The following is a 25,837-nucleotide window of genomic DNA, read 5'->3' on the forward strand; positions in this document are numbered from 1 at the left end:
TTATGTTCGATCGTATAAATGACAGGCGACATCATGTCCTTCTTCTACTGCTTGTAATGTTGGCTTTTTTTCAGCACACACATCCATCGCTGCAGGACACCTTGTTCGAAATACACAGCCGCTTGGCGGGTTCACTGGACTTGGAATTTCTCCTTTTAAAATGAATCTTTTGCGCTTGTCCTCCACGTCAGGATCTGGAATGGGGATCGCTGACAGCAAGGCTTGTGTATATGGGTGCAGCGGTGTTTGATATAATGCATCACTGCTGGTCAATTCGACGAGATGACCTAAATACATGACACCGATTCGGTCGCTGATGTATTTGACCATCGACAAGTCATGCGCAATAAAGAGAAATGTCAGCCCTTCCTCCTTTTGTAGTTTCTTCAGCAAATTCACAACCTGCGCTTGAACGGAGACATCTAGTGCAGAAATTGGCTCATCTGCCACAATAAATTTCGGCGCTAAGGCGAGTGCTCTCGCAATACCGATTCTCTGCCTCTGTCCTCCGCTGAATTCGTGGGGATAGCGAGTGGCAAAATCATAGCTAAGTCCTACTGCTTCAAGTAGTTCTTTCACCCGGGCAACTCTTTTCTTTTGACTCCCGTAAAGGTTGTGAATCTCCATTGGCTCCAGCATAATATCTTTTACAGACAGCCGCGGATTTAAGGAGGAATACGGATCTTGAAACACCATTTGAATTTGCCGATTAAAATCAAATGATTCTTTTTTAGAAAGGTGATGAAGGCTTTTCCCTTCATATAAGGCTTCCCCATCTGTCGGTTCATAAAGACGCATGAGCACTTTTCCAAGTGTGGATTTTCCGCAGCCAGACTCGCCAACGAGACCAAACGTTTCGCCTTGTTTCAGCTGAAAAGAGACACCGTCTAGCGCTTTTAACGTTCTTCCTTTCGATAGATGAAAATGTTTTTTGAGATTGTTTACTTGTAAAAGTGGTTCAACTGCCATGACCATTCCTCCTCTCGCTTGGCAAATATCGTCTTGCACCTGCCCATTCCTTTTCATATGAAGTGCCAGAAAGGGAAAGCAGCTCAATTTCCCTGCCGGTTTTAGGCGAATGAAGCATCATACCGTCACCTGCGTAGATCCCAACATGGCGGACAGCTCCCTTTCCGTTGTCATTGGCAAAAAACAATAAGTCGCCTTGTTCTAAATGGCTTGATGCGACCGGTGTTCCTTGCACTGCTTGGTCACTTGCGTCCCTCGGCAAAAGATATCCGCACGCTTTATACATGCTGTAAGCAAAGCCTGAACAGTCATAGCCAAAGCTGCTCATGCCGCCCCATAAATACGAAAGACCAATAAATTGTTTTCCCTTCTCTACAACATCTTTGCCGGTCATAGAAGAAATGGATGAAACTGACTGCACATCTACTTTATTGATTTCTCTCGTCCCTGCTGGTGTGACAACGCGAAAGCAATCACTCGTTTCTTCTACAGCTGCGAGCTCTGTTAAAAAACTAATTTTCATGTCCGCTTGCCCATTTCGATAGAGCATGGCTTTTTTCTGACAAACGATATGAGATATAGCTGGCGCACTTCCTTCTGTCACTTGCTTTAGATGGTTCGTAGGTATATAGCCAGGATAGCCTTGCGGATGTTTCCGGCTGGCCTGCTGCGGAATGACGACTTTCATCCAGCCGTCTGTCTCTTCTAATCCAATGACTCGTTCGCCGAGCAGTACTTGCGATTGGATCAGATTTTCTTCACATAAAGCCAGTTTTTCTTCATATGTCTGCTGGTCAATCCACTCTTGGATCTTAAAGGAACCCTGAAGTACCTTTTGATCGATTTCTCTCGGTGACTGCGGCGCTGTCCATACGTTCGCAACTGGAACCTTTGATTCAAATACCATCATGAGACTCCTTTCACCCCTTGAATGCCTAACCCATGATGCGGTGGGAAAAAGATATCTTTTCCTTTGTACACGATTCCTCCGTCTACCATGTCCTCTTTTAGCATCAGCGGGGCATCAAAATCATAGCGGGTGATATTCGGCTGGCTGGCGGCGAGATGAGCGGCTGCTGTAATTCCAAGTTTTGACTCAATCATACTGCCAACCATGCACTTTACGCCGTATGCTTCTGCTAGAGCATTGATTTTTAGGGCTTCTTTTATGCCGCCTGATTTCATTAATTTTAAATTGATCAGATCACAGCTTCTCGTTTCAAGCACCTTGATCGCATCATGAAAACTGAAAATGCTTTCGTCTGCCATAATCAATGTATCTGTTGCTTCTGTCACACGGCGCAGGCCTTCGATATCTTCTTTCGGAACCGGCTGCTCTACTAGTTCGATATTCAGCGCCTCCATTTTCCGAATGGCTATGACCGCTTCCTTCCACGTCCATCCTTGGTTCGCATCGAGCCTGATCTGAATATCCGGCCCGACCTTTTCTCGAATTCGCTTGATACGCTGAATATCCGTATCTATGTCATCTTTTCCTACCTTGATCTTTAACGTCTGAAAGCCTTCAGCTGCGTATTGCTTCGCATCTTCCGCCATCTCAAGCGGACGGTTTACACTGACCGTATAATCGGTTTCAAGCTGACTGCGATATCCGCCAAGGTATTGATAAAGCGGAAGTCCTGCCTGCTTCGCTAAGCCATCATAAATGGCCATGTCAACCGCTGCCTTTGCGCTTGTGTTGCAAGCGAGCACTCGGTTCATATGAGAAAAAATTTGTTCATATTCTGACAAGGAAGCTCCAAGCAAAATCGGTCTGATCACTTCGCATATGGCATAGTCGATGCTTTCCAGCGTTTCACCTGTAATCACCGTTGTCGGGACTGCTTCTCCGTAGCTGACGTCACCTTGATCATATGTGATGATAACGATCAGAGATGCTGCGTCATACACCGTTCGTAAAGCGGTTTTGAAAGGCTTTTTTAGCGGTACACTCATTCTGCATGTACGAACATCGACGATTTTCATTTGATCGCCTCTTTCGCTGCAACGCCTGGAGAAATGTGCAGTTTTTTTCCTGTCGCATCTAATGCAGCCTGCGTGCCCATTGGAATAGCAAAGTTCGGCGAAGAATGACCGATCCGGAAGCCCCCAAGTGCAGGTTTCTTTTGCGGCACAATATAGGTGCCCCATACTTGATTCAATGTAAGGGACTGATCTTTCTTTTTTGGCTCACATTGATGAAAATCTCCAATGATGAATCCAGCCGCATCATCCAATTTCCCAGCAGATGTGAGGTGCTGCATCATTCGATCAATTTTATAGGGCTCTTCGTCAATATCTTCAATGAACAAAAGCTTTCCCTTCGTATCGATTTCAAAAGGTGTACCAAGTGTTGTCACGATGAGGGCAAGATTTCCTCCTACAATCTCACCTGAAGCGGTGCCCGGATAGAAAGTATGAAGGGGTGACAAGTGGTGCGCATACGTAAAGACTTTCGGTGCAAACAGCTGTAAAAAGGTATCTTTCGTATAAGGATGAACCTCCTCAAGTCCCACATCAGAGGAAAGCATTGGCCCATGAAACGTCACAAGACCAGTCTGCTGCTGGATGGCTGTATGTAAAAACGTAATATCACTATAGCCCCAAAAGATTTTTGGATTCCGGCGAATCAGGTCATAGTCAATGACTTCCGCAAGTCTTCCAGTCCCGTATCCTCCGCAAGCACAAATAACCGCCTTCACTTCTGGATCTTGAAACATGCGATGAAGATCCTCCACTCTTTCATGATCATAGCCTGCTAAATACCCATACCGGCAGTCGATATACTTTCCTTTTTTCACCTTTAGCCCGAGGCTTTCTAAAAAGGCAATCCCTTTTGCTAATTTCAGCTCATCAGGCGGGCTTGCTGGTGCAATAATCCCCACCGTATCCCCTGTTTGAAGTGCCACTGGCAGCTGGCTCATGCCATATCCCCTCTTTCTCTTTGTTTCTTTCAATCTATGGGCTTCTTCTTCATAACATGAACGAATAAAGGAACAGACGCTTTTATCTAAAAGCGTCTTTTGATCCTAATATCACTCTCCATCTACCTGTGCCCATTTCAAATCGATATACCCAACGGGGTGGCGGACAATTCCCTTCACGCCTTCTTTTTGTAAATGGACTTGGTTATAAAAATGAATCGGAATGATCGGTGCTTCTTCAATGAGAAGTGCCTCTGCATCATGAAGGAAGCTGTTTCTCTTTTGTTCGTCTGCTTCCTGGCTCGCTTTTTTGATCAGCTGATCATAGGTATCATTAGACCATCCTGTCCGGTTCATGGCATTCCCTGTTTGGAAGCTCTCTAGGAAGTTGATCGGATCTGCATAGTCTGCTAAAAATGAACTTTGTGAGAATTGGAATTTCAGCGCCTTTTGATCTTCTGCAAATACATTGGCTTCCATGTTTGCAAGCTTCACATCTACACCTAACGCTTCTTTCAGCTGCTGCTGGATGGCTTCCGCTTTTTTCTTGTTCTCAGGCTTTGTACTATATGTTAATGTGACGGCTGGCAGTTTCGAATAGTTCTCTTCTTTCAGCCCTTTTTCTAATAGCTTCGCAGCTTCACTCTTATCATTCTTCACAAGATCCCCGCCAGCTTCTCTGAAATCCTCACCCTTTGAATCTAGGATGCCTGGCGAGACGAAAGCGCGTGCTGGCTTCTCTTCATTTTTCGTCACATAATCCACAATATCTTGCGGGTTGATCGCCATTTGAAAAGCTTTGCGAATGTTCTTATTTTGAAATGGTTCTATGTTCACATTCAGACGATAAAAGAACAATCCAGCCTGGTCTTCAATTTGTACATCTTTATTTTTCAGCAGATTTTCACTTTGCTCTGCTGGAACAAAGGCAGTATCTAAATCTCCTGATTGATACATTTGATAGTCTGTGTTTCGATCACTGATCATCAGCCACTTCACTTGATCCAGCTTGACTGTTTTTTTGTCCCAATACGTCTCACTTTTTTCCATTGTGAAGCTCTCATCATGCTTCCACTCTGTCAGCTTGAACGGTCCATTTCCGACAAAGGTTTTGGCGTCTTTTGCCCAATTTGGGTCCTTCTTAGCTACCTGTTCATTGACTGGGAAAAAGGCAGGGTTTGCGGTCATATTTAAGAACGATTTCTGCGGATAAGCCAGTGTGACCTTAAGCGTTTTGTCATTTACAGCGCTGACTTTCACGCCTTCTTTCTTGCCTTTTCCACTGTTAAATGCCTCTCCGCCTTCAATCATGTACGCTAAGAACGATGCAGAAGAGCCTGTTTTCGGATCAAGCAGCCGCTTCCACGCATATTCAAAGTCACTCGCTTTCACTGGATCACCATTTGACCACTTGATGCCATCTCTTAAATGAAACGTGTACGTTTTTCCATCCTCTGATATCTCCCATTTTTCCGCCATTGCAGGAGATGGTTCGTGCTTTTCATTCAGTCTTGTTAACCCCTCCATTAAGTTATTGAGTCCTTGCCACGATACATTATTAAAACCAATCGGCGGATCAAACGACGTCGGTTCATTTTCGTTATTTAAGGTTAACACTTTCTTTTCACCTTTATTGCTTGATGATCCTTTCCCTGCTTGCTCATTGGCTGTACATCCTGCGAGCAGCATGATCGTGAACAAACATACACTGATGATCCACCCTTTTTTTCTCATCAAAAACTCCCCCTTTGTGTTGAAGATAAAACCGTTTGATTCGCTCGCTCATCTTGGAGCCAGCAATGCACTGTATGGGTAGGTGACCGCTGCGTTTCATGCGGCATGATATGATCACACACCTTCATGGCGGCCGGGCAGCGATCTGTATAAGGACAGCCCTTTGGTGGAGCAAATAGATCAGGCGGGCTTCCTTCAATTGGAATGAGTTCATCTTTCATATCAAGTCTTGGAACGGATTGTAGAAGTCCTTTTGTATAAGGATGCTGCGGACTGTAAAAAATATCTCGCCTCGTTCCGACCTCCACCATTTTCCCCCCGTACATGACCGCCACTCGGTCTGCGACTTGGGCGACGACCCCTAAATCATGTGTGATTAAAATAATGGTGACACCTGTTTTTCTCTGAATCTCTTTAAACAGCTCTAATATTTGTGCCTGTATGGTCACATCCAGCGCGGTCGTCGGTTCATCTGCAATCAGCACTTTGGGCTCGCAAATCAGTGCCATGGCAATCATGAGCCGCTGCCTCATTCCCCCGCTGAACTGGTGAGGGTATTGCTTTAACCTTTCCTTCGGCTGCGGAATGCCGACCAAATCAAGCATCCGAATGGCGGCTTCTTTCACTTCTTTTTTCGTCAGCTTTTGATGCTCCTTTGCCGCCTCCATGAGCTGGTCGCCTATTGTCAAGGTTGGGTTCAGTGCGGTCATTGGATCTTGGAAAATCATCGAGATATCGACACCTCGTATGGCGCGCATTTCTTTTTCAGATAATGACAGCAAATTGCGGTCTTCGAACCAGATTTCTCCCTGATCGACATGAGCGCTGTATGCCGGCAGCAGTCTCATAATGCTTTGTGAAGTCACACTTTTCCCGCAGCCTGATTCTCCCACAATGGCAAGGGTTTCTTTTTCATATACATCCACATTCACTCCGCGTACCGCTCGAACTGAACCGCCATATGTCCGAAAGCTGACGTGCAGATCGATGATTTGTAGAATTTTTTTCAAAGCGCCATCACCTCTTCATCTTTGGATCAAGCGCATCTTGCAAGCCATCACCTAAATTGTTAAAGCAAAACATCGTGAGTGAAATAAAAAACGCAGGGAAAAATAAACGCCACCAATGTCCGTTATCTGACAGCACTGTCGGCAGCGCATCATTGGCCATCACGCCCCAGCTTGCAAACGGTGCTTGGATGCCTAAACCAAGAAAGCTTAAGAACGCTTCAGCAAATATCGCGGTCGGCACAGTCAAGGTCATCTGAACGATAATCGGCCCCATCGTATTCGGCAGCAGGTTGCGGCGAATGATACGCAGGCTCTTTGCACCAAAGGTTTTTGAGGCAAGGACATATTCCTGGCTTTTCAGCTGAAGAACTTGACCTCTTACGATTCTTGCCATTCCAATCCATCCGGTGACAGTGAGCGCTACAATAATGGTGACAAGCCCTGGCCCCATCAGGACCATTAATAAAATGACAACGAGTAAATAAGGAAGACCGTAGAGCACCTCGACAATTCGCATCATGACATGGTCATATCTCCCGCCCTTATAACCGGCAATCCCTCCATAAATCACGCCGATGGCAAAATCAATAAGGGCTGCCATGACGCCTACGAATAACGAAATACGCGCCCCGTACCATGTACGCGTAAACACATCTCGTCCAAGCTCATCCGTTCCGAACCAGTGAGCAGCTGATGGAGGCAGATTTTGCATCGAGAGACGTTGCTCTGTCACACTATTAGGCGCAAGCAATGGGCCTAATAGCGCCATGATAAAAAGAAAAATCAGTACCGATAGGCTAAACATCGCAAGCTTATTTTGCTTCAGCCGTCTCCACGTGTCTGCCCAATACGAAAGAGAGGGTCTTTTAATGCCATGGGCCTCCGTTTTCTTTTGCTCTCTCGGAGAAAACCATTCGTCTGGCACTTCATGATGCGGATTCGGTTGATCCTGCTGTAGGTGTATACTCATGCCTTTCCTCCTTTCTGATGCAGCTGAATCCTTGGATCAAGCAGGCGATACGCCACATCGACAATGAAAAGAAGTGTGATTAAAATAATGCTGTAAAAAACAGTGGTCCCCATGATGACAGGATAATCACGGTTGTTAATACTCTCGACAAAGTATTTTCCCATTCCAGGAATCGCAAATATTTTTTCAATGACAAAACTTCCAGTTAAAATGCTTGCGACAAGTGTCCCAAGAATGGTCACAACAGGCAAAAGCGCATTCCGAAGCGCATGTTTAAATACAATTTTAAAGGGAGAAAGTCCTTTTGCCTTGGCGGTGCGAATATAGTCCTGAGACAGCACTTCAATCATGCTCGATCTTGTTAAACGGGCAATAATAGCCATTGGACCGACAGCAAGAGCGATGGTTGGCAGCACCATATGCATCGGACTTGTCCACATCGCTGTAGGAAAGAGTTTCAAATTCACAGCAAGCTGCTGAATTAATAAGGTAGCAAAGATAAAGTTTGGAATGGATATACCGAAAACAGCAATGGTCATGGCGATATAATCAATCAAGCCATTATGCCGGAGGGCAGCCATGACCCCGAGCAGGATGCCGGAGATGACAGCAATCAATATTGAGATAAGACCAAGTTCTAATGAGACTGGGAAGCCTCTTGCCAATAGATCATTGACACTTTCTGAAGGCTTTTTAATGGAAGGACCAAAATCAAAGGTAACGATGGATTTTAAATAGATGACATATTGAACATACAGTGGTTCATCTAAGTGATAGTAGCTTTCGAGGTTTCGCTGGACGGTTTCGTTTGTATTTCGTTCTTCATTGAAGGGCGATCCTGGGATGACCTTCATTAAAATAAACGTTAAAGTCGTAATCGTTAAAATCGTGGCAATCATCGCAATAAAACGCTTGAGCAAAAAGCTGGTCATCTGCCGTCTCCCCCTCGCTTAACAAAATGTTGTACGTGCGGCAAGCTCTGTCATGACAAGCATCGCTTGGTAGGCTTCTAATATATTCTCTGCTTGATACGTCACCGTTGTTGTTCCTTCTATGAAGGCAGTACCCGGCATTAAATTCGCCCATTCAGCTTGTCCATAATTGGCAAACTCAATCTTCAGCAGCGGCTGATCAGGAGGCGTCAGCGGCTTGATGTGATGAATCTGTTTCATTGCGGCTTCCACTTGCTGCGAGATTTGTTGATTGACTTTGGCAGGCGTGAAACATTTCACAGCAGACCTTGATATGGTCTCTTTCACTGCTACTGTTTTCACACCAGGCATCAGCTTTTCCGCTTCAAGTGCTGCTTGATCATCTCCGCAAACAAGAATCACCGGCACACCATAGTAGCCTGCAACATACGCATTAAAGCCCATTTCACCAATTGGGTGATCATTTATGTAAAAATGTCTGACACCAAAAATCATACTGTGAGACATCACGCCTTTCATAGATGCCCTCGCATGATAGCCTAAAAAAACAGCAGCGTCATAGGTTTGATCTAATCCTTGCACCATGGAATAAGGCTTGACGTCACCAGATATAAGAGCAGCCTCTTCATGCAGCTCTTCGATCAACAGATTATTCATTTTAGAATGACTGTCATTGACCAAAATATCGGTTGCGCCATGCTGAAGAAGTGCCTCTACACAGGCATTCACTTCACCCGTCATGATCTTTCTGCCCCGTTCATAATTGTGCTGACGGGCATCGACAAATGTATGATCAGCTAGACCAGTAATCCCCTCCATATCGACAGATACATAGAGCTTCATCCCCATCCCCCTTTAATTAAACTTAAAATTTGTGTATATTTTTCTAAATTTTCTAAAAAATTATATGATTACTTGATTGATTTTTCAATACAATGTCTGAAAATAAGGAAATTAGACTCAGATAATACAGGTCAAAAGACTGTATGACAAAGGGTTTTTTTAACAAATAAAACACCACTAACTATGTCTTTAGTGGTGTTTGTCAGCTTCGTTAATCTGTGATTTCAGCTGTTCATATTTCTTCATGGTTTGTGTAAATAGATCATCAAACATCTGAGGTGCCTGCTTTTGAATGACCTCAGCACCTTCACCTGTAATGCCCCCTTTTGTCGCCACTCTATCGACGGTTTCAGCAAAGGTGAGGCCGCGTTCTACAAGGACTTGACCTGTGCCTAAGAGGGCATACGTTAAAAATTCATACGCTTCCTCTAAGGAAAGCTCACTATTTCTCACAGCCGCTCTCGCCATTTCTTCAAAAAGAGCAGCGATAAAACCAGGAGAGGAGCTCGTCAAGTTACTCGCCGCATCAAACCGGTCTTCCTCTACTTCACGGACGATGCTAAAAGCTGAAAGGAGACGGTGCAAACGCGCCTTTTCTTCCTGACCTGCGGTTTCACCATGCGCAACGAGGGATACGCCCGTTCCAACAGCTGACGTGAGCGTTGGGATGTATCTGGAAACTGGTTGAGTCGTATGCTTTGATAACTTGTCTAATGTCACAGCCGCGGCTACTGACACAATATGTACCGATTTGGCTGCTGAAGGCAGTTGATCGAGCACATCAAGTACAGCAAGCGGCGGCACGCAGACAAAAAGTACATCACATGAGGCAGAAAGTTCGTCTAATGAGCAGATATTTATTTCTTGATGCTTGTCTTTGAGCTGATGCAGGCGGTCCGTTTCACTTCTTGTATGGATCATGATTTGATGGGCATTGAGTACCTCTTTTTCCAGCCATTTTTGCACCATCATATCAGCCATGCTTCCATATCCAATCATTCCAATTGTCTCCACAGTTTAATCTCCTCTATTTTGCTTAGATTCACTACTTATTTTAACAATTTCCCACATTGTTTTCATTTTTATCCCACACTTTTTTCTTACGATATAGTCAGTATCCACCACATAAGGTAAACCCCATCGAACCATACATGAAAAATTGAAGAAAGAGAGTGATTCGAATGACACATCACAAAAATGAAAAACACCCTTCTCATGAACTTCAAACAATTGAACAGCCACAAAAACAAAAGAAGAAGCCCAGTGGCTGGTTTAAGCCATTCGTCAGCGGCATTGTGGGTGGTACGCTAGCATTAGGTGTCTACATCCTTACGCCATATGCCCAGCACGCATCAGACAACACAGCAAACAATTCAGCAGCAAAAACAGAAGCTGTATCGACAAATGATACAAGTGCCAAATCGTCAAAAACAACCGCCGTCCAAACATCACATTCATCAAGCAGCATCTCAAGCATGGTCGAAGATGTATCGCCAGCCATTGTCGGCATTACAAACTATCAAGCGCAAAGTCAAACAGACATGAGCTTTGGCGATTTCAATACACCTTTTGATGAGTCACAGCAAAATAAAAGCAGTCAAGAGGAAAAAACAGGTACAGGCTCAGGAGTGATTTTCAAACAATCCGGAAGTAAAGCCTATGTCTTAACAAACAACCACGTCATTGAAGGGGCAAATAAACTAACGGTCTCCTTGCACGATGGCAAAACCGTTGAAGGTAAATTAGTCGGAGCTGACCCGCTGACTGACCTAGCAGTTGTAGAAATTAGCAGCAATCATGTAACGAAGGTCGCAGCATTAGGCGATTCCTCCTCGCTGCGTGCTGGGGAAACCGTCATCGCAATTGGAAACCCGTTTGGTGAAGATCTATCAAGAACCGTGACACAAGGAATTGTCAGCGGTGTCGACCGAACAGTCTCTATGAACACATCAGCAGGCGAAAGCAGCATTAATGTCATTCAAACAGATGCAGCTATTAACCCAGGAAACAGCGGCGGCCCGCTTCTTACGACAAATGGAAAGGTTGTGGGGATCACGAGTATGAAAATTTCTGAAACAGGTGTTGAAGGCATTGGATTCGCGCTTCCAATCAATGATGTCAAACCAATCGCCGATCAGCTTCTCGCAAAAGGAAAGATTGAGCGTCCATATATCGGCATCAGCATGCTGGATCTCGAACAAGTCCCGGACGTGTATCAGAAAGAAACACTCGGGCTCAAAAATAGTCAGCTCGATAAAGGTGTGTACGTCAAAGAAATCGCCGCAGGCTCACCTGCCGCTAAAGCTGGATTTAAGTCAGAGGATGTCATTACCGCCATCGATGGGAAACAAATCAAAACCGGAAGTGAATTACGTCATGAGCTATACACGAATACAAAAGTAGGAGACACCGTGAGCATCACACTCATTCGAAACGGAAAAGAAGAAACAAAGAAGGTTACATTAATACAATCTGAATCTAAGCAGGTAAGTTCCTAAAGCAAAAAGCAGCTCATCATGAGCTGCCCAGATTGTTGACAAAGGGCTAAAATCATCTTGATTTTAGCCCTTTGTCTTCTTTTCAGCGTGATAGAAAACCTTTGCAGTCTAGGAAAGGCGAGCACCGGAACGGAGCGAATTGAACATTCGTGAGTACCGGAGCACAGCCCTGACAAAGAATGCGAGGGTTTGTCTACACGCTGAGCAGCTCATGAATGAGCTGCTTTTTTTATGATGACTGAATTGGCGTTAATCTTTGTTCTATTTCTGCTCGTTTGTGCTCTAGAAATGGCGGAAGGGCTAATTGATCACCAAGCTCATCTACCCCTTCATCGACTGTAAACCCAGGGCCGTCTGTTGAAATTTCAAATAAAATACCATTCGGTTCTCTAAAGTAAAGGGCTTTAAAGTAGAAACGTTCCACAACACCAGAGTTCGTGAAGCCTGCTTTTGATATTTTGTCATACCATTTTTCCAGCTCCTCTGCATCTTCCACGCGAAAAGCTACGTGATGCACACTTCCTCTGCCGGAACGCTCAGAAGGTCCTTCAGCTTTTTCGATCACATGAATTTCTGTTCCAGCACCGCCATTTCCTGACTCAAAAATGGTCACGATCTCACCGTCATTTGATTGTTCACGCGCTCTTTCAGTGAAGCCAAGGATGTCTGTTAAAACACGGATCGTTTTGTCCGCTTCTGCAACGGTTAATTCAACTGGACCCAAACCTCTAATTGCAAACTCTGCCGGAATATCGTCATGCACTGGCGGTGAGCCCGCTTCTTGTGCGTTCGGTTCTACTGTTAAAAATAGCTGCTGCCCTTCTGGATCTTGAAAACGCAAGGCAGGTCTTCCGCCTCTCAAGGAAGCCGTTTCTTGCTGCACACCTGTCTCATCAAACCGCTTTTCCCAAAATGAAAGTGCTTCCTCAGAAGAAACGAGAAGGCCTGTGCTTGTGATGGCGTTTGTTCCTTTCAAACGACGGGCAAGCATTGGAATTTCAAAGAAGGTGAGCTCCGTACCCGGTGAAGCAACCTCATCTCCATAAAACAAATGATACATAGATGGGTCATCCTGATTGACAGTTTTCTTTACAAGTTTTAAGCCAAGAATCTGGCGGTAGAAATCAACATTTTTTTGAGCATTGGCTGTTAATGCAGATACGTGGTGAATCCCATTGATTTTCATTACGTTCACTCCTATTTCAAAATATCTCGAAATCAAGATAATATCCTTATGAATAAAATAGGTCATTTTTCAAGAAAAGTCAACCATTTGGCTGCACGTTTACTGGACGTTCGGTTTCTGGCGATTAAATTAACATTAAATCGTAAATATTCTTTTATTGTTCGTTTTTAACGCAACATTCACCCTGATATCTCCAATAAACGAACACTTTTAAATACAAATACGAAAATCAGAAAATTTTTTTAATTCTTGTTTTCCTAAAATCGTATTACAATGAACAAAATACATGTCACAGTAACGTACGAAAGTGATGCAGGAGGTCGTGTGTAATGAACAAAGAACAACCAGCGTTAAAACAGGACATCGGCTTATTTTTTGCCCTATCTCTTGTCATCGGGACCATTATCGGGTCCGGCGTCTTTATGAAGCCAGGCAACGTCCTTTCCTATTCAGGAAGCTCAGACATCGCCTTATTTGCTTGGCTGCTAGGTGGAATTTTAACCCTTGCAGGCGGACTGACTGTTGCTGAAATTGGTACACAAATCCCTCGGACTGGCGGATTGTATGCCTATCTTGAAGAAGTGTATGGTGAATTTTGGGGCTACTTATGCGGCTGGGTGCAGATTATCATTTACGGACCTGCCATCATTGGAGCGCTCGGTCTTTATTTTGGTTCATTATTAGCCAATTTATTTTCTTTTTCTTCTTTATGGTCGACAACAATTGGCATTATCACTGTTTTATTTTTATGTTTGATCAATATTATGGGAACGAAATACGGCGGTTTTGTACAAGGGCTGACCACCATCGGAAAGCTTGTCCCGATTGCCGCTATTATTGTGTTTGGCTTATGGAAAGGAAACGAAAATATCTTTATGGCTGTCAACGAGAGCATCGCTCAAATGAACTTCGGTGCAGCGATTTTGGCTACGTTGTTTGCCTATGATGGCTGGATATTGCTTGCAGCACTTGGCGGTGAAATGAAAAACCCAGAGAAGCTGCTTCCTCGTGCAATGGCAGGCGGGATTTTAATCGTCACGGCTTGTTATCTCTTTATTAATGTCGCTCTTTTGCACGTGTTACCAGCAGATCAAATCGTCCAGCTAGGTGAAAATGCGACAAGTACTGCTGCGACAATGCTCTTTGGACCAATCGGCGGTAAGATCATTAGTATCGGAATCATCATTAGTATCTTTGGCTGTTTGAACGGAAAGGTTCTTTCATTCCCACGTGTGATTTTCGCGATGGCTGAACGAAAGCAAATTCCTTTCGCAAACGCGATTTCGCGTATTCACCCTACCTTCAAAACACCTTGGATTGCTGTATTTGTGCAAATTTTGATCGCCATTGTGTTTATGATCGTCAGTAATCCAGAAAAACTGTCAGAGGTTTCGATCTTCATGATCTACATCTTTTATGTCATGGCCTTTTTCGCAGTCTTTAAGCTGAGAAAACAAAATAGCGGAATGGAGCGTGCTTATAGCGTACCACTTTACCCGCTCACACCGATCGTTGCGATTATCGGTTCTTTATTCGTCTTAATCAGCACCATGATCACCGACTGGAAAAGCTGTCTAATCTCCATGCTGATCGGGATTGCTGGACTGCCTATTTATTATTATATGAAAAAAGCACAAAAAAAAGCAGAGCGCTAAACAGCGCTCTGCTATTTTTTATATTGCTTGATCACTTTGTATGATTCGTTTAAATATCTCATGAGCCGGTATGGCTTACTAAGCACGCGGATTGGGAGTCTTGAGATAAATCCATTCAAATTCGCCTTATATTCCTGCGTCATCCGCTTCGGCTTTGTCGCAATTTTTTCGTATACTTCTTTGTAAAATTCCTTCATGATGTCGACTTGCACACTGATCTTCTGATGACACTCTGTACACTCAACGCTTTTCATCTGATCATTCACATAAACGATGCTGTGGAGGGTCTCTTCTTGGCACCGAGTACAATGTAGGTTTGCTTCCATTTCGGTTTTCTTCAAGATACACAGCTCCTTTCTCGTTTGATGTTGCTCTTTTTATACAATTCGATTGCTAGCAGCCGTTTATTGGACGGAAGCTTCCTTTAAAATGGCTGCCGCCGTTAGTTCGTCTGTCACCAGCACTTGAATGAAGCCGCCATTTAAAGCCCCTAAAATACTTTCAGCTTTATGGGTTCCTTCTACAACAGCGATGACCGTTTTGACACTCTTTAACTGCTCCAGTGATAAACCAATGACCTTTTGGTTCAGTTCATCTTGGACAGGTTTGCCTTGACCGTCAAAGAAACGAAAGCCAATATCACCAACAGCCCCTGATTGCCTTAAACCAGATAAATCCTCTTCTTTTAAGTAACCAACTGTTTTTAACGTTGAACCTTTATGCGGGTTGCCAATACCGATGAGGGCAATATCTACATTTCTACCTTCTTCAAGCACAGCTTCTATATCCTGCATTGCCATAAGCCGTTCTTTTAATTCTTCTGTTTCTAAAATCGCCGGGGCATATAAATAGGAACACGTGCCATTCATTTTCTTTGCCAGCTCATATGCCAGCTGATTGGCATGAATGTCGACTGCCTGCCTGCCCATTCCGCCCTCTAATGGAATGACCTTCACATCGTTTCTTCGCTCAAACGGGTATTCCTTTACAAGCTCAGCCAGTGTGGTTCCCCATGAAATGCCGATTTTCTCCGCATCTTTCATGTTTTTAGATAGATAATAGGCGCCTGCTTGACCGACTGCCCGTTTCACCATCTCAGACATTGTCCCGACACTTGGGACAACGACAGCATCTGTTAATTGAAATGTTGTTTCTAGCTGCTTTTCCAGCTCCACCGTATGAATACTTTCGTCTTTAATGTACACCTCAACGATTCCCACATCTTTTGCTTTTTGTAAGAGCTTTGAAATGACTGGTCTTGAGACATTGAGCTTTTTTGCGATTTCCTGCTGCGTCCACCCGTCTGTATAATAAAGATGAGCAACTTTGACGAGCTGTCGTCTTTCTTCCCAATTCAGCATGTGACATCATCCTTTTAATATACTATGATTCCCAGTATACCAAACATTCGTTTCTAATTGGAACAATTGTTACGAAAATGACAAAAAGAGCGATTACCTCTCCGCTCTTTTTCCCTCCGTATATTTTGGCTGATACGTTCTCCCGCCGTCTAGCAGGATAATTTGTCCGTGCAAATAGCTTCCCTCGTCACTTGTAAGAAATAAAGTGAGTCCTGCGATATCGTCTGGTCTTCCTAATCTCCCGACAGGAATGAGCGATTGCAGCTGCTTTTTCTCCTCCTCAGTAGGATAGAGCGTATCAAGCATTTGAGATTCAATCACACGGGGTGCAATCACATTGATACGCACTTGGTGTGCCCCTAATTCCTTTACAAGCGAACGCATCAGGCCAAAAGCACCTGCTTTTGAGGCGTAATACTGAATACCGCCGCCTGAGCCAGTTATAGCAGATCCTGATCCAATCATGACAATGCTTCCTTCTTGCCGCTCACATATATAAGGTGCCGACGCTTTGATGCAATAGTAAAGACCATACAAGTTCACAGAAAGTGTCTTTTTCCAAAGTGAAAAATCAACTTCTAAAAAAGGAAGTGATTTTGTCATCCCTGCTGAATACACAAGATGAGCAATGCCGCCGAGCTCCCTTTCAGCTGCTGAGATCATCTGCTGAACACTTTCCCACGATGAAACGTCAGCTTGAAATGTCAGCAGCTGAGAATGCTGTTTTTTTAAAAGCGAAAGTCCCTGTTCATCTATATCGGACACAGCGACTCTGTGCCCTTCTTTTAAAAAATGCTCGGCAATTTCCTTTCCAATCCCTTGGGCACCACCAACGATGAGAACTGGTTTTTGATCATTAGCCAGCACTCTCACCCCCATCAAGCATAATCGCTGCACCATCTGTAAAAGCGCCATATGATGTACTTAAAAAGACCGTCATATGGGCCACAGTCTCCTTGATTTGCTCTGTGTCAGGAACCAAATGGAGAGGAGGCGGCAATAGGGCGAGCACACGGATACCTTTGTCTTTAAATTCTCGCGCCAGCCCTTTTGTCATGGCATTCAGCATAGAATTCGATGTAGCATGTGAGATCCCGCCATCACCTGTGATACTGCCTGATGATGATATATTAATAATACAGCCTTGCTTCTGGTCCACCATGTGCCATACGGCGGCTTGACTGGAAAGAAAGACAGTATTCACAGCTGATTCCACTTCGTCCACCCATTTATCAGGATGAGCGGCATCAAGCTCCGCTTCTGCTCCTTGCGCTGCTTGATTGACCAAAATATCTAGTTTCCCGCTTGTATCGATCACTTGCCTCAGCATACGCACGGCATCACGCGGCGTTTCTAGCGGGTTCATGATGATACTCGCCTGACCGCCCATTTTTTGAATGTCTTCATAAATGGATCTAGCCTTTGATTCATCATAAAATGTGTGTAAAAAAACATGTGCACCTGCCCGGGCTAAAGCCAGGCAGATGGCTTCTCCAAATCCATCTGTGCTACCTGTCACAAGTGCCGCTTTCTGATGAAGCTGGACGTGCACATGCATCTCCTCCCTATCCCTTGTTTGGCATTTATTTTCTCAGCTTACTCACGATATCAAGAGCTGCTTCATAAAAACCTTCTGAGATGGTCGGATGCGGATGAATCATTTTCGCCATCTCTTCTGCTGTTCCTTCTAAATACATAAAGGAGGAAGCTTCTGAAATCATCTCTGTGACGTGCGGACCAACCATCGTTGCACCGATCACTTCACCATATGCTGTATCGTACACCAATTTAATAAAGCCTGATTGAACACCTGCCGCTAACGCTTTACCGCTTGCCGCTAAATCAAATCGTTCTGTTTGTACGCTGAGCCCTTTGGCTTTTGCCTCTTTCTCTGTAAGACCGACACTTGCTACCTCTGGTAATGTATAAATACATCTAGGCATAATATCAGCATTCATTTTTTCAGGCACGCCGCAAATATTGCTGACCGCAACAGCAGCCTCTGCCATCGCCGCATGAGCCAGCTGATAGCCGCCAGCGACATCCCCAACTGCATATACACCCTCAGCACTTGTCTGCATCTGATCATTCACCTTGATAAACAGACCATCCAGTTGAAGATCAAGCTGGCTAACAGCTGATACATTCGGTCTTCTTCCAACGCAGACAAGCAGTCTTTCCGCCGTAAAGATGTGTGTCTCCCCTTTATCATCTGTTGCATGAACCGCTTTGACTCCTTCGCTTTCCGTCAACTCTGTCACAGTGGTTTTCTTCGCGATATGGATGCCCTTTTTCTTCAATTCTCTTTCTAGCAGCTTAGATGCTTCTTCATCCTCTTGCGGAATAATGGACGGTGCTGCTTCAATAATGGTGACTTTTGATTGAAGACTCTGGAAAATACAAGCCAGCTCAAGCCCAATGACACCTCCGCCAATAATGACGACAGAAGCTGGGATATCTGAGATGTCAAAGATCGTATCACTTGTATCAAATTGAATGTCTCTAAGCCCCGGTATTGGCGGAATGGCCGGTGTAGATCCGGTGGCAATGATCAGTTCTTTCGTTTCAATCCATTCTGATCCATCTTGTTTTTCAATCTCAATCCGATGCTTTGTCACAGCTGTGCCTCTGCCGTTATACACATCAATCTTTCCTTGCTTTAATAAAAAGGCGATTCCGCCTCTGAGCTTTTCAATGACGTCATCTTTGCGCTTTCTCATTTTATCGAAGGAAAGGATCATGTCACCTGTTTCGATTCCCCAGCTTTTCGCCTTTTCAATGGATTCAATCACTTCTGCATGTTTCAGCAGGGTCTTTGAAGGGATACAGCCTCGATTTAAACAAGTACCGCCTAAAAAATCCTCTTCAATCAAAGCAACCTTCTGTCCGCGCTCAGCTGCTTGAAGGGCGGCAGTATACCCGCCAGGCCCTCCGCCAATGACTGTCAGATCATACGTTTTCGTCATCCGATTCATCTCCTACATTAGCAATTCAAATGGTTGTTCAAGCACTTTCTTAAGGTCTGTTAAAAAGGCAGCCGCTGGTGCGCCATCTACGACTCGGTGATCAAACGATAAACTGACCCCCATCATTGGCCGCACCTGAATTTCTCCATCCACTGCAACAGGTTTATCTTGAATCCGTCCTACACCTAAAATCGCCGCTTCCGGCTGATTAATGATCGGGGTAAAGGTATCAATGGCATACATGCCTAAGTTACTAATCGTAAAAGTGGACCCTTTCAACTGGTCAGGAAGCAGTTTTTGATCGCGTGCGTTTCGGCCAATTTCTTTCGCTTCTTTTGTCAGTTGTTTTAATCCTTTTTGATTCGCATGAGAAATGACTGGTACCATCAAGCCGTCTTTCACTGCAACAGCAAGACCAATGTGTACATCCTCATGGAAATGGAGCTCATTTTGTTCAAATGTCATATTGATCTGCGGGTGGCGCGTGAGTACATGGCTGACCGCAAGAATGATGATTTCTGTAAACGACAATCGGTAGCCTGTCTCTTTTTCAATCGCTGGCAGTAGCTGCTGACGCACTTCTTTTGCTTTCGTCATATCAATTTCACTTGTTAATGTGACGTGCGGTGCTGTAAAGGCACTTTGTGACATGCGATCAGCAATCACTTTTCTCATGCCAGCTAGTTTTTGTGTTTTCACAGGCGAAGCCTCTGCTGTTTGTGCTGCTGCTTTTACATCACTCTTCATGATTTTGCCATGAGCGCCAGATCCAGAAACTGCTGCTAAATCAATTCCTTCACGGGCAGCGATTTTTTCTGCAAGCGGTGAGACGCGCTGATCTTTCTCGCTAGAATGAACGACCGCCTCGACATCCCGCTTTTGGACTCTGCCTTTTGGCCCTGTGCCAGATACCTCATGAATCGCCACATGATGATCCTTTGCCGTTTTTCTCGCTGCGGGCGTGGCACGTACTTTTTCATCAGATGTTTTTGGGGCTTCAGTAGAACTGGATGAAGCCGTGTCTGGTGAAGACGATTCGCCGCTTTCTGAGGAATCTTCATCTGCCTGTGCTGGCGGCTCGCTTGGTACCTGTTCATTTGCCTCTCCGATATATCCAATGACAGCATTGACTGGAATTTGATCATCAGCTTCGTAGTATTTCTTTAGAAAAATGCCGTCATCATAGGCTTCCACCTCGATGTTGATCTTGTCTGTCATAATTTCAAAAAGAGGCTCACCGATTTCAACCGAATCTCCTTCTTCTTTAAACCATTGAAGCAAGGTTCCGATCTCCATCGTACTGCTTAACTTCGGCATAAATATCTCTTTTGGCATGATCTTCTCCCCTTTATTTAAGAGCGCACAAGCTCTTTTGCTGCTTCAATAATATCTGGTACTTGTGGAATGACCGCTTTTTCCAGTGTCGGGTTGTATGGTATTGGGACTGCAAGACCGCCAAGTCGTTTAATCGGCGCATCTAAGTAGTCAAACGCTTCACTTTCCGCTATCATACTTGCAATCTCTCCACCGTAGCCGCCTCGTTTGACCGCCTCATGAACCACGATACATTTACCTGTTTTCTTCACAGATTCGATTATGGTTTCTTCATCTAATGGGACGAGTGTTCTTGGATCAATGATTTCAACATCGATTCCCTCTGCTTCTAGTTCCTTCGCCGCTTCTAACGCTTTGTGTACCATAATCGCTGTTGCTACAATCGTGACGTCCTTCCCGCTTCTTTTCACATCAGCTTTCCCTAAAGGAATCGAATAAGGCTCTTCAGGCACTTCGCCGATTGTTTTATATAAAAGCTTATGCTCGTAGAAAATGACAGGGTTGTCATCATCCATTGCTGCTTTTAAAAGTCCTTTGGCATCATAAGCTGTTGAAGGCTGAACCACCTTTAATCCCGGAATATGAGCCATCCACGCTTCTAAGCTTTGTGAATGCTGCGCTGCGGCACCCGTCCCTGATCCTGCTGGTGTTCTCACAACGAGCGGCACTTTTCCTTTTCCGCCAAACATGTATCGTGTTTTGGCTGCTTGGTTTACAAGCTGATCCATCGCGATTGTAATAAAGTCAGAGAATTGAAGTTCTAAAATCGGACGCATACCGGTCAAAGCCGCTCCGACTGCGCCTCCTGCGATGGCTGCCTCTGAGATCGGTGTATTACGTACACGCTCTGGACCGAATTCTTCAATCATGCCGCGCGTAACCCCAAAAGCGCCGCCGTATACGCCGATATCCTCACCTAAAATGAATACATCTTGGTTCTCTCTCATTTCCTGACTCATAGCCTCTCGAACGGCTTCTAAATATGAAATCTCTCTCACTGTTGTTTTTGTCACGTGATTCCCCTCCTAATTAGGCGTATACATCCTCTAATAGTGTATCGATTGACGGTTCTTTACTGTTTTTGGCGAATTCAACAGACGCTTCAATTTCCTGTTTCGCTTCTTCCTGTAAAACCGCTGCCTGCTCTTCTGTCAAAACATTCAGTTCAATCAAGAGAGACTTAAAGCGTTTGATTCCATCTTTTTGTCTCCACTCTGTTTCTTCTTCACGTGTACGGTATTTTTTCGCATCACTCTTAGAGTGGCCCTTCCAGCGATACGTTTTCATTTCAATAAGTGATGGACCTTCTCCAGCTCTTGCGCGGCTGACTGCTTCATCTACTGTGTTCATAATCTCGACCATGTCATTTCCATCAATCGATTTCCCTGGTATTCCGTAGCTTTCTGCTCTTGTTGAAATGTCTTCAATGTTGATCATTTCTTTTACAGGGCCAGACATACCGTACTGGTTGTTTTCACAAATGAATACAACAGGCAGATCCCAAATGGATGCAAGATTTAGCGCTTCGTGAAAGCTGCCTTCATTTGTCGCTCCATCTCCGAAGAAACAAAGAACGACAAAGCCTTCCTGTTTCATTTTAGATGTGAGCGCTGCACCTGTTGCCAGCGGGATACCGCCGCCAACGATTCCATTTGCGCCAAGGTTCCCTTTTTCTAAATCAGCGATATGCATCGAGCCGCCTTTTCCTTTGCAATAGCCAGTCTCACGTCCGAATAGTTCTGCCATCATTTTATTGACCTCTGCACCTTTTGCAATACAGTGACCATGTCCACGGTGTGTGCTGACGATCTTATCTTCATTCTTTAATACGGCAATCGATCCAACAGCTGACGCTTCCTGTCCGACACATAAGTGAGTGGTTCCATGGATAAGTCCTTTGGCAAAGAATTGATCGACCTTTTCATCAAAATATCTCACCAACCACATTTGTTTATATAAATCTGCTAATCTCTCATGACTAATCTGTCCAGGCAAAGTGATTTGTTTTTGCATTTATTCTCTCCCCTTTACATTTGTTCTTATGTGTTACATTTGTAATTATCATACGTTTAAGTATCATTGAAGTCAAGCATTTCTCTTTCATTTTTAAGCGTTTTCATCTTTTATCAGAAAAAAAGAGAAAGGCAAAGCCCTTTTCTAAAGAACTTCTCTTTCTCTTCCAATCTCTTACGTTCTCATTCATCTGGATACATCATGATTTTGACACTCTCACCTTCAGGGTGCCTTGCGCATTCTATCGCCTGAAGGAGCTGACTTAACGGATAACGGTGCGTCACCATCTTTTCTGTGTTGACTACTTTTGCCCTTAGAAGTTCAAGGGCTTCACGATAGTGATAAGGATGCGAGGAATAGGCTCCTACGACTTTCACTTCATCATGGAAAAACCGATCAGCCGGAATGGAGACGTCTCCCTTTGGAAAATGAGCAAACACTAAAATCGTTCCACCTCTCGCTACCGCTTGAAACGCTTCTTTTAAAAGCGCACTGCTCCCAACAGATATCATGACGAGGTCTGCTCCCTTTCCATTTGTTTCTCTCATGACCCGGTCTTCCACCGGCTCAGAGGCTGGATGAAAAGCAACATCTGCACCTAAATTTCTCGCTTGCAGCAGCCGGTTCTCATTCACATCCGTTATCATCACTTTCCCAGCCAAGTAATGTTTGGCGAGCTGTAGTTGGATACAGCCAATTTGCCCTGCTCCAAGGATCAGCACAGAATCTCCTGGATGAACAGGTGCTCGTTCAAACCCGTGGAGGCAGCAGGCGACTGGCTCCACCATTGCCCCTTGCTCATATGAGACGTCCTTCGGGAGCTTGCCCATTGTGTGCTTGACATGCAATGCAGGTACGCGGATATACTCTGAAAACCCGCCTGGCTCTACATTAGTGGCTGCAAACTGCGGACACATTGTATAAAATCCCTTTTGACAAAAGTCACAGGTAAAGCAAGGCACATGGTGCGCAACATAAACCCTGTCTCCCGTTCGGATATTTGTCACATGCTTTCCGGTTTCAACAATATCACCAGCTATTTCGTGCCCTAGCACCGTTCCAGAGGGTACCGTCTCATGTGTTGCCTTGTAAATATCCGTTCCACATAAGCCGCAGGCACGCATTCTTAATAGCACTTCATCATCACCAATCGCAGGCCGGTTCCGCTCCTCATACCGAATGTTCTCTGAAGAATAAAAGACAGCTGATTTCATGTAGCTGCATCCTCCTTTTCATCACCCTTCGCAAAATCCTGCAACGTTTGCACAAGCTGCTTGTACTCACTCATCTCACTGGATATCCAGTAACGTCCTCCGAATATGCGCGATGGGCCCACCCTGACATAGACTTTCCCGATATGAGGATATGGCTTGATAAAAAGCTTTCCTTTAATATCAGAGACCGCATATGTGTGCCATCTGCCAAAAGCGCCGATTTTCAGCTTATCTTCACTAATGATGACGTTTGTCGGCTGGTTCAGTCCAGTAAAACTAGAAAGCATGAGGATAGGCAGCGTATAAACGCCTAACACAGCTAACGGCTCAGGTCCTGCTGACATTAACGTATAAAGAGACCAGAGGAAAAACAGACAGATGAGCACGGCTGGAAGAAAAATAGACAACACTGCAGACGTTCGGCTATAAGCATGATGCTGCATGAGACGTCCTCCTTTCAGGTAAATGGAAGGAGCCGCGAAAGCTCCTCAATGGAATGAGTGTTTACTTAATATGATCGATGATTTTTTCAATATCATCTTCAATGCCAAATCCGGTTAAAAAGGATAATGTTTGAATCACAGGCGTTCCTTTCGTATCACTCACTGGCGTGGTCGTCACGATTAAATCGGCGCCCTCCGCTTTTTGCGGGACTTCAGATGCCTTACACTGTTCCACCACAACATCATATCCTTTTTCCTTTAACGTCTCTTCAACCTTTTTTGCAACAACCGTTGAAGTTGCAACCGCCGTTCCGCATGAAACCAATATTTTCTTTGCCATAAGAATCCCTCCAGCTCGTTTATTGTTCTTTCTGATCTAAGCCCATTTCTTTCGCATACTGCTTTTTAATATCATTTCGCACCCAGTACCATAGAAGCGCATAAGCCAGAGCACAGATGATGGCTGCAATAAAGTACGGGTTGCTCGGATCAAGAAGTCTCACCATGATCCAAGGAATGACGTGGGAACCAAGGTCAATACCTGAAATCATGTTGGCCCCTTCTGGGAAATCAAAGCCGACTGCTTTCCCCATTGTTGTCGCAAGCGGTGCGAGATTCGTTGCGATAAAGAAGACAATCATCAATGTAAAAATGCTGTTAATAAGACCGCGAATAATATTTCCACGAGCGGCTGCTACTGCCCAAACAACTGTAAATGGAAGAACCGATAAGTCTGCAAACGGGAGCATACCATTGTAAGGCAGAACGACAGCAAGTAAAATCGTAATCGGCACCATGAGAAGGGCTACCGCCATATTCGCCGGATGACCAATCACAATCGCTGTATCTAAACCAATATAGACATTTTTCCCAGGGAAACGCTTTTGAATATAAGAACGAGCGCCCTCAGAGATTGGAATAAGACCTTCCATTAATAACGCAACCATTCTTGGCATTAGTACAAGAACTGCTGCCATTTGAATACCAAGCGTCATGACGCCTTTCGCATCATAGCCGCCTAGAAGACCAATAATGATACCAAGTATGAGACCCATCACAAGCGGTTCGCCAAAAATGCCAAAACGTTTCTTCAATGTTTCTGGATCAGCATGAATTTTGTTTAAGCCAGGGATCTTGTCAATGATACGGTTGGACGCATACATAAGCGGCGCGAAGTTGACCGTTTCAGCATGAGCCATCGATACGCCTTTTAATCCAAAATGGTGTTCGATTGTCGGTGCCGTCCAATCGGCTAATTTAAGCGTGATAGCAGAGACGATTAAACCAACAGCAAGGGCCAAGAACATATTATGATAAGCGTAGTAAGTCACAGAGGCTGCGAAAATCAAATGCCAGAAGTTCCAAATATCCACATTCAGCGTTTTCGTAAAGTTAACGGACAATAAGATGACATTTAACAAAAGCACAAGAGGAATCATCAAAGGGGCAACGGGTGTACCAAAGGATATAGCAGCTCCAATCGGCCATCCAACATCCAAAATATCGAGCTTTAGCCCAAGGGAATTAACCATGGCTTTTGCTGCTGGCCCAAGGCCGCTCACAAGCAAATTAATGACAAGATTGACACCGACAAAGCCAATGCCGATCGTAATACCGGCTCGGAAGGATTTCTTAAAGCCTTGCCTTAAAATCATACCGAAAATCGTCATAATAATCGGGAGCATAATAGTTGGCCCAAGGTCTAATATAAAATCGACAGCTTGCTTGATCATACATCCACCTCCTGGATTTTTCAGATAAAACGCTTACATTTTTTTGTGAAA

The 25,837-nt window shown here is 44.5% G+C and carries 25 protein-coding genes; 2 read left to right on the top strand and 23 right to left on the bottom strand.

Going from position 1 to position 25,837, the window contains the following annotated elements; genetic code table 11:
• The 10 genes from C6Y01_RS03590 to proG all read right to left on the bottom strand — a co-directional run bounded on the left by C6Y01_RS03590 (position 1) and on the right by proG (position 10,396).
• A complete protein-coding gene (locus C6Y01_RS03590) occupies positions 1-969 on the bottom strand; it encodes an ABC transporter ATP-binding protein (protein ID WP_106037823.1) in 969 nt (322 codons plus the stop codon).
• Positions 959-1,876, bottom strand: a complete 918-nt coding sequence (locus C6Y01_RS03595) for a C40 family peptidase (protein ID WP_095285055.1) — start codon at positions 1,874-1,876, stop codon at positions 959-961. The genes C6Y01_RS03590 and C6Y01_RS03595 overlap by 11 nt, the downstream gene beginning before the upstream one ends.
• Positions 1,876-2,955, bottom strand: a complete 1,080-nt coding sequence (locus tag C6Y01_RS03600; protein ID WP_106037824.1) for a dipeptide epimerase — start codon at positions 2,953-2,955, stop codon at positions 1,876-1,878. The genes C6Y01_RS03595 and C6Y01_RS03600 overlap by 1 nt, the downstream gene beginning before the upstream one ends.
• Positions 2,952-3,893 (bottom strand): S66 peptidase family protein, encoded by a 942-nt coding sequence (locus C6Y01_RS03605; RefSeq protein ID WP_034663036.1) that lies wholly within the window; start codon positions 3,891-3,893, stop codon positions 2,952-2,954. The genes C6Y01_RS03600 and C6Y01_RS03605 overlap by 4 nt, the downstream gene beginning before the upstream one ends.
• A gap of 111 nt (positions 3,894-4,004) precedes the next feature.
• A complete protein-coding gene (locus C6Y01_RS03610; protein ID WP_106037825.1) occupies positions 4,005-5,627 on the bottom strand; it encodes a peptide ABC transporter substrate-binding protein in 1,623 nt (540 codons plus the stop codon).
• Entirely contained in the window at positions 5,627-6,637 is a 1,011-nt protein-coding gene (locus C6Y01_RS03615) for an ABC transporter ATP-binding protein (RefSeq protein WP_106037826.1), read from the bottom strand. Before C6Y01_RS03615 ends, C6Y01_RS03610 begins: the two co-directional genes overlap by 1 nt.
• Before the next feature lie 7 nt (positions 6,638-6,644).
• Positions 6,645-7,607: an ABC transporter permease gene (locus tag C6Y01_RS03620; protein WP_106037827.1), complete on the bottom strand. Its 963-nt coding sequence runs from the start codon at positions 7,605-7,607 to the stop codon at positions 6,645-6,647.
• Complete coding sequence (locus C6Y01_RS03625) at positions 7,604-8,539, bottom strand: ABC transporter permease (RefSeq protein ID WP_034663045.1); 936 nt, start codon at positions 8,537-8,539, stop codon at positions 7,604-7,606. The genes C6Y01_RS03620 and C6Y01_RS03625 overlap by 4 nt, the downstream gene beginning before the upstream one ends.
• A gap of 18 nt (positions 8,540-8,557) precedes the next feature.
• Positions 8,558-9,382: a M55 family metallopeptidase gene (locus C6Y01_RS03630; RefSeq protein WP_034663049.1), complete on the bottom strand. Its 825-nt coding sequence runs from the start codon at positions 9,380-9,382 to the stop codon at positions 8,558-8,560.
• 189 nt (positions 9,383-9,571) lie between these two features.
• The gene (gene proG, locus C6Y01_RS03635; protein ID WP_106037828.1) at positions 9,572-10,396 is read right to left on the bottom strand and encodes a pyrroline-5-carboxylate reductase ProG; all 825 of its coding nucleotides are present in this window, start codon (positions 10,394-10,396) and stop codon (positions 9,572-9,574) included.
• A 167-nt stretch (positions 10,397-10,563) separates the two neighbouring features.
• Here proG and C6Y01_RS03640 point away from each other — a divergent pair, with 167 nt between their 5' ends.
• On the top strand, positions 10,564-11,880 hold the full coding sequence (locus tag C6Y01_RS03640) for a S1C family serine protease (RefSeq protein WP_095285051.1): 1,317 nt from the start codon (positions 10,564-10,566) through the stop codon (positions 11,878-11,880).
• Between the two features lie 229 nt (positions 11,881-12,109).
• On the opposite strand, the gene C6Y01_RS03650 is transcribed toward C6Y01_RS03640, so the two are convergent.
• On the bottom strand, positions 12,110-13,066 hold the full coding sequence (locus C6Y01_RS03650; RefSeq protein ID WP_066031000.1) for a ring-cleaving dioxygenase: 957 nt from the start codon (positions 13,064-13,066) through the stop codon (positions 12,110-12,112).
• Positions 13,067-13,395: 329 nt separating this feature from the next.
• Here C6Y01_RS03650 and C6Y01_RS03655 point away from each other — a divergent pair, with 329 nt between their 5' ends.
• A complete protein-coding gene (locus C6Y01_RS03655) occupies positions 13,396-14,721 on the top strand; it encodes an APC family permease (protein WP_106037830.1) in 1,326 nt (441 codons plus the stop codon).
• Between the two features lie 11 nt (positions 14,722-14,732).
• Here the strand turns inward: C6Y01_RS03655 and C6Y01_RS03660 are convergent, their stop codons facing one another.
• The 12 genes from C6Y01_RS03660 to C6Y01_RS03715 form a co-directional block, all read right to left on the bottom strand.
• Entirely contained in the window at positions 14,733-15,062 is a 330-nt protein-coding gene (locus C6Y01_RS03660; protein ID WP_008358910.1) for a hypothetical protein, read from the bottom strand.
• Positions 15,063-15,125: 63 nt separating this feature from the next.
• Positions 15,126-16,082, bottom strand: a complete 957-nt coding sequence (locus C6Y01_RS03665; protein WP_034663059.1) for a sugar-binding transcriptional regulator — start codon at positions 16,080-16,082, stop codon at positions 15,126-15,128.
• A gap of 93 nt (positions 16,083-16,175) precedes the next feature.
• Complete coding sequence (locus tag C6Y01_RS03670; protein WP_034663062.1) at positions 16,176-16,961, bottom strand: SDR family NAD(P)-dependent oxidoreductase; 786 nt, start codon at positions 16,959-16,961, stop codon at positions 16,176-16,178.
• A complete protein-coding gene (locus C6Y01_RS03675; RefSeq protein WP_223249859.1) occupies positions 16,939-17,640 on the bottom strand; it encodes an SDR family NAD(P)-dependent oxidoreductase in 702 nt (233 codons plus the stop codon). Before C6Y01_RS03675 ends, C6Y01_RS03670 begins: the two co-directional genes overlap by 23 nt.
• A gap of 25 nt (positions 17,641-17,665) precedes the next feature.
• On the bottom strand, positions 17,666-19,048 hold the full coding sequence (gene lpdA, locus C6Y01_RS03680; RefSeq protein ID WP_034663068.1) for a dihydrolipoyl dehydrogenase: 1,383 nt from the start codon (positions 19,046-19,048) through the stop codon (positions 17,666-17,668).
• 12 nt (positions 19,049-19,060) lie between these two features.
• Complete coding sequence (locus C6Y01_RS03685; RefSeq protein WP_106037832.1) at positions 19,061-20,383, bottom strand: dihydrolipoamide acetyltransferase family protein; 1,323 nt, start codon at positions 20,381-20,383, stop codon at positions 19,061-19,063.
• A gap of 17 nt (positions 20,384-20,400) precedes the next feature.
• Entirely contained in the window at positions 20,401-21,381 is a 981-nt protein-coding gene (locus C6Y01_RS03690; RefSeq protein WP_034620051.1) for an alpha-ketoacid dehydrogenase subunit beta, read from the bottom strand.
• Positions 21,382-21,412: 31 nt separating this feature from the next.
• Positions 21,413-22,396, bottom strand: a complete 984-nt coding sequence (pdhA, locus tag C6Y01_RS03695) for a pyruvate dehydrogenase (acetyl-transferring) E1 component subunit alpha (RefSeq protein WP_034663073.1) — start codon at positions 22,394-22,396, stop codon at positions 21,413-21,415.
• 182 nt (positions 22,397-22,578) lie between these two features.
• Positions 22,579-23,610 (bottom strand): alcohol dehydrogenase catalytic domain-containing protein, encoded by a 1,032-nt coding sequence (locus C6Y01_RS03700; RefSeq protein ID WP_095285044.1) that lies wholly within the window; start codon positions 23,608-23,610, stop codon positions 22,579-22,581.
• Complete coding sequence (locus C6Y01_RS03705) at positions 23,607-24,053, bottom strand: hypothetical protein (RefSeq protein WP_106037833.1); 447 nt, start codon at positions 24,051-24,053, stop codon at positions 23,607-23,609. Before C6Y01_RS03705 ends, C6Y01_RS03700 begins: the two co-directional genes overlap by 4 nt.
• A 61-nt stretch (positions 24,054-24,114) precedes the next feature.
• The gene (locus tag C6Y01_RS03710) at positions 24,115-24,393 is read right to left on the bottom strand and encodes a PTS sugar transporter subunit IIB (RefSeq protein ID WP_003212259.1); all 279 of its coding nucleotides are present in this window, start codon (positions 24,391-24,393) and stop codon (positions 24,115-24,117) included.
• A gap of 19 nt (positions 24,394-24,412) precedes the next feature.
• Positions 24,413-25,786 (bottom strand): PTS galactitol transporter subunit IIC, encoded by a 1,374-nt coding sequence (locus C6Y01_RS03715; protein WP_095285043.1) that lies wholly within the window; start codon positions 25,784-25,786, stop codon positions 24,413-24,415.
• Positions 25,787-25,837: the final 51 nt, after the last annotated feature.

Source organism: Bacillus sp. NMCC46 (genome assembly GCF_002998465.1).
Taxonomy (GTDB): Bacteria; Bacillota; Bacilli; order Bacillales; family Bacillaceae; genus Bacillus.

Excerpts from the sequence above, each read along its gene's own strand:
- C6Y01_RS03590 (WP_106037823.1), bottom strand. The coding sequence starts at position 969 with ATGGCAGTTGAACCACTTTTACAAGTAAACAATCTCAAAAAACATTTT.
- C6Y01_RS03595 (WP_095285055.1), bottom strand. The coding sequence starts at position 1,876 with ATGGTATTTGAATCAAAGGTTCCAGTTGCGAACGTATGGACAGCGCCG.
- C6Y01_RS03600 (WP_106037824.1), bottom strand. The coding sequence starts at position 2,955 with ATGAAAATCGTCGATGTTCGTACATGCAGAATGAGTGTACCGCTAAAA.
- C6Y01_RS03605 (WP_034663036.1), bottom strand. The coding sequence starts at position 3,893 with ATGAGCCAGCTGCCAGTGGCACTTCAAACAGGGGATACGGTGGGGATT.
- C6Y01_RS03610 (WP_106037825.1), bottom strand. The coding sequence starts at position 5,627 with ATGAGAAAAAAAGGGTGGATCATCAGTGTATGTTTGTTCACGATCATG.
- C6Y01_RS03620 (WP_106037827.1), bottom strand. The coding sequence starts at position 7,607 with ATGAGTATACACCTACAGCAGGATCAACCGAATCCGCATCATGAAGTG.
- C6Y01_RS03625 (WP_034663045.1), bottom strand. The coding sequence starts at position 8,539 with ATGACCAGCTTTTTGCTCAAGCGTTTTATTGCGATGATTGCCACGATT.
- C6Y01_RS03630 (WP_034663049.1), bottom strand. The coding sequence starts at position 9,382 with ATGAAGCTCTATGTATCTGTCGATATGGAGGGGATTACTGGTCTAGCT.
- C6Y01_RS03640 (WP_095285051.1), top strand. The coding sequence starts at position 10,564 with ATGACACATCACAAAAATGAAAAACACCCTTCTCATGAACTTCAAACA.
- C6Y01_RS03650 (WP_066031000.1), bottom strand. The coding sequence starts at position 13,066 with ATGAAAATCAATGGGATTCACCACGTATCTGCATTAACAGCCAATGCT.
- C6Y01_RS03655 (WP_106037830.1), top strand. The coding sequence starts at position 13,396 with ATGAACAAAGAACAACCAGCGTTAAAACAGGACATCGGCTTATTTTTT.
- C6Y01_RS03665 (WP_034663059.1), bottom strand. The coding sequence starts at position 16,082 with ATGCTGAATTGGGAAGAAAGACGACAGCTCGTCAAAGTTGCTCATCTT.
- C6Y01_RS03670 (WP_034663062.1), bottom strand. The coding sequence starts at position 16,961 with ATGGGGGTGAGAGTGCTGGCTAATGATCAAAAACCAGTTCTCATCGTT.
- C6Y01_RS03675 (WP_223249859.1), bottom strand. The coding sequence starts at position 17,640 with ATGCATGTGCACGTCCAGCTTCATCAGAAAGCGGCACTTGTGACAGGT.
- lpdA (WP_034663068.1), bottom strand. The coding sequence starts at position 19,048 with ATGACGAAAACGTATGATCTGACAGTCATTGGCGGAGGGCCTGGCGGG.
- C6Y01_RS03685 (WP_106037832.1), bottom strand. The coding sequence starts at position 20,383 with ATGCCAAAAGAGATATTTATGCCGAAGTTAAGCAGTACGATGGAGATC.
- pdhA (WP_034663073.1), bottom strand. The coding sequence starts at position 22,396 with ATGCAAAAACAAATCACTTTGCCTGGACAGATTAGTCATGAGAGATTA.
- C6Y01_RS03700 (WP_095285044.1), bottom strand. The coding sequence starts at position 23,610 with ATGAAATCAGCTGTCTTTTATTCTTCAGAGAACATTCGGTATGAGGAG.
- C6Y01_RS03705 (WP_106037833.1), bottom strand. The coding sequence starts at position 24,053 with ATGCAGCATCATGCTTATAGCCGAACGTCTGCAGTGTTGTCTATTTTT.
- C6Y01_RS03710 (WP_003212259.1), bottom strand. The coding sequence starts at position 24,393 with ATGGCAAAGAAAATATTGGTTTCATGCGGAACGGCGGTTGCAACTTCA.
- C6Y01_RS03715 (WP_095285043.1), bottom strand. The coding sequence starts at position 25,786 with ATGATCAAGCAAGCTGTCGATTTTATATTAGACCTTGGGCCAACTATT.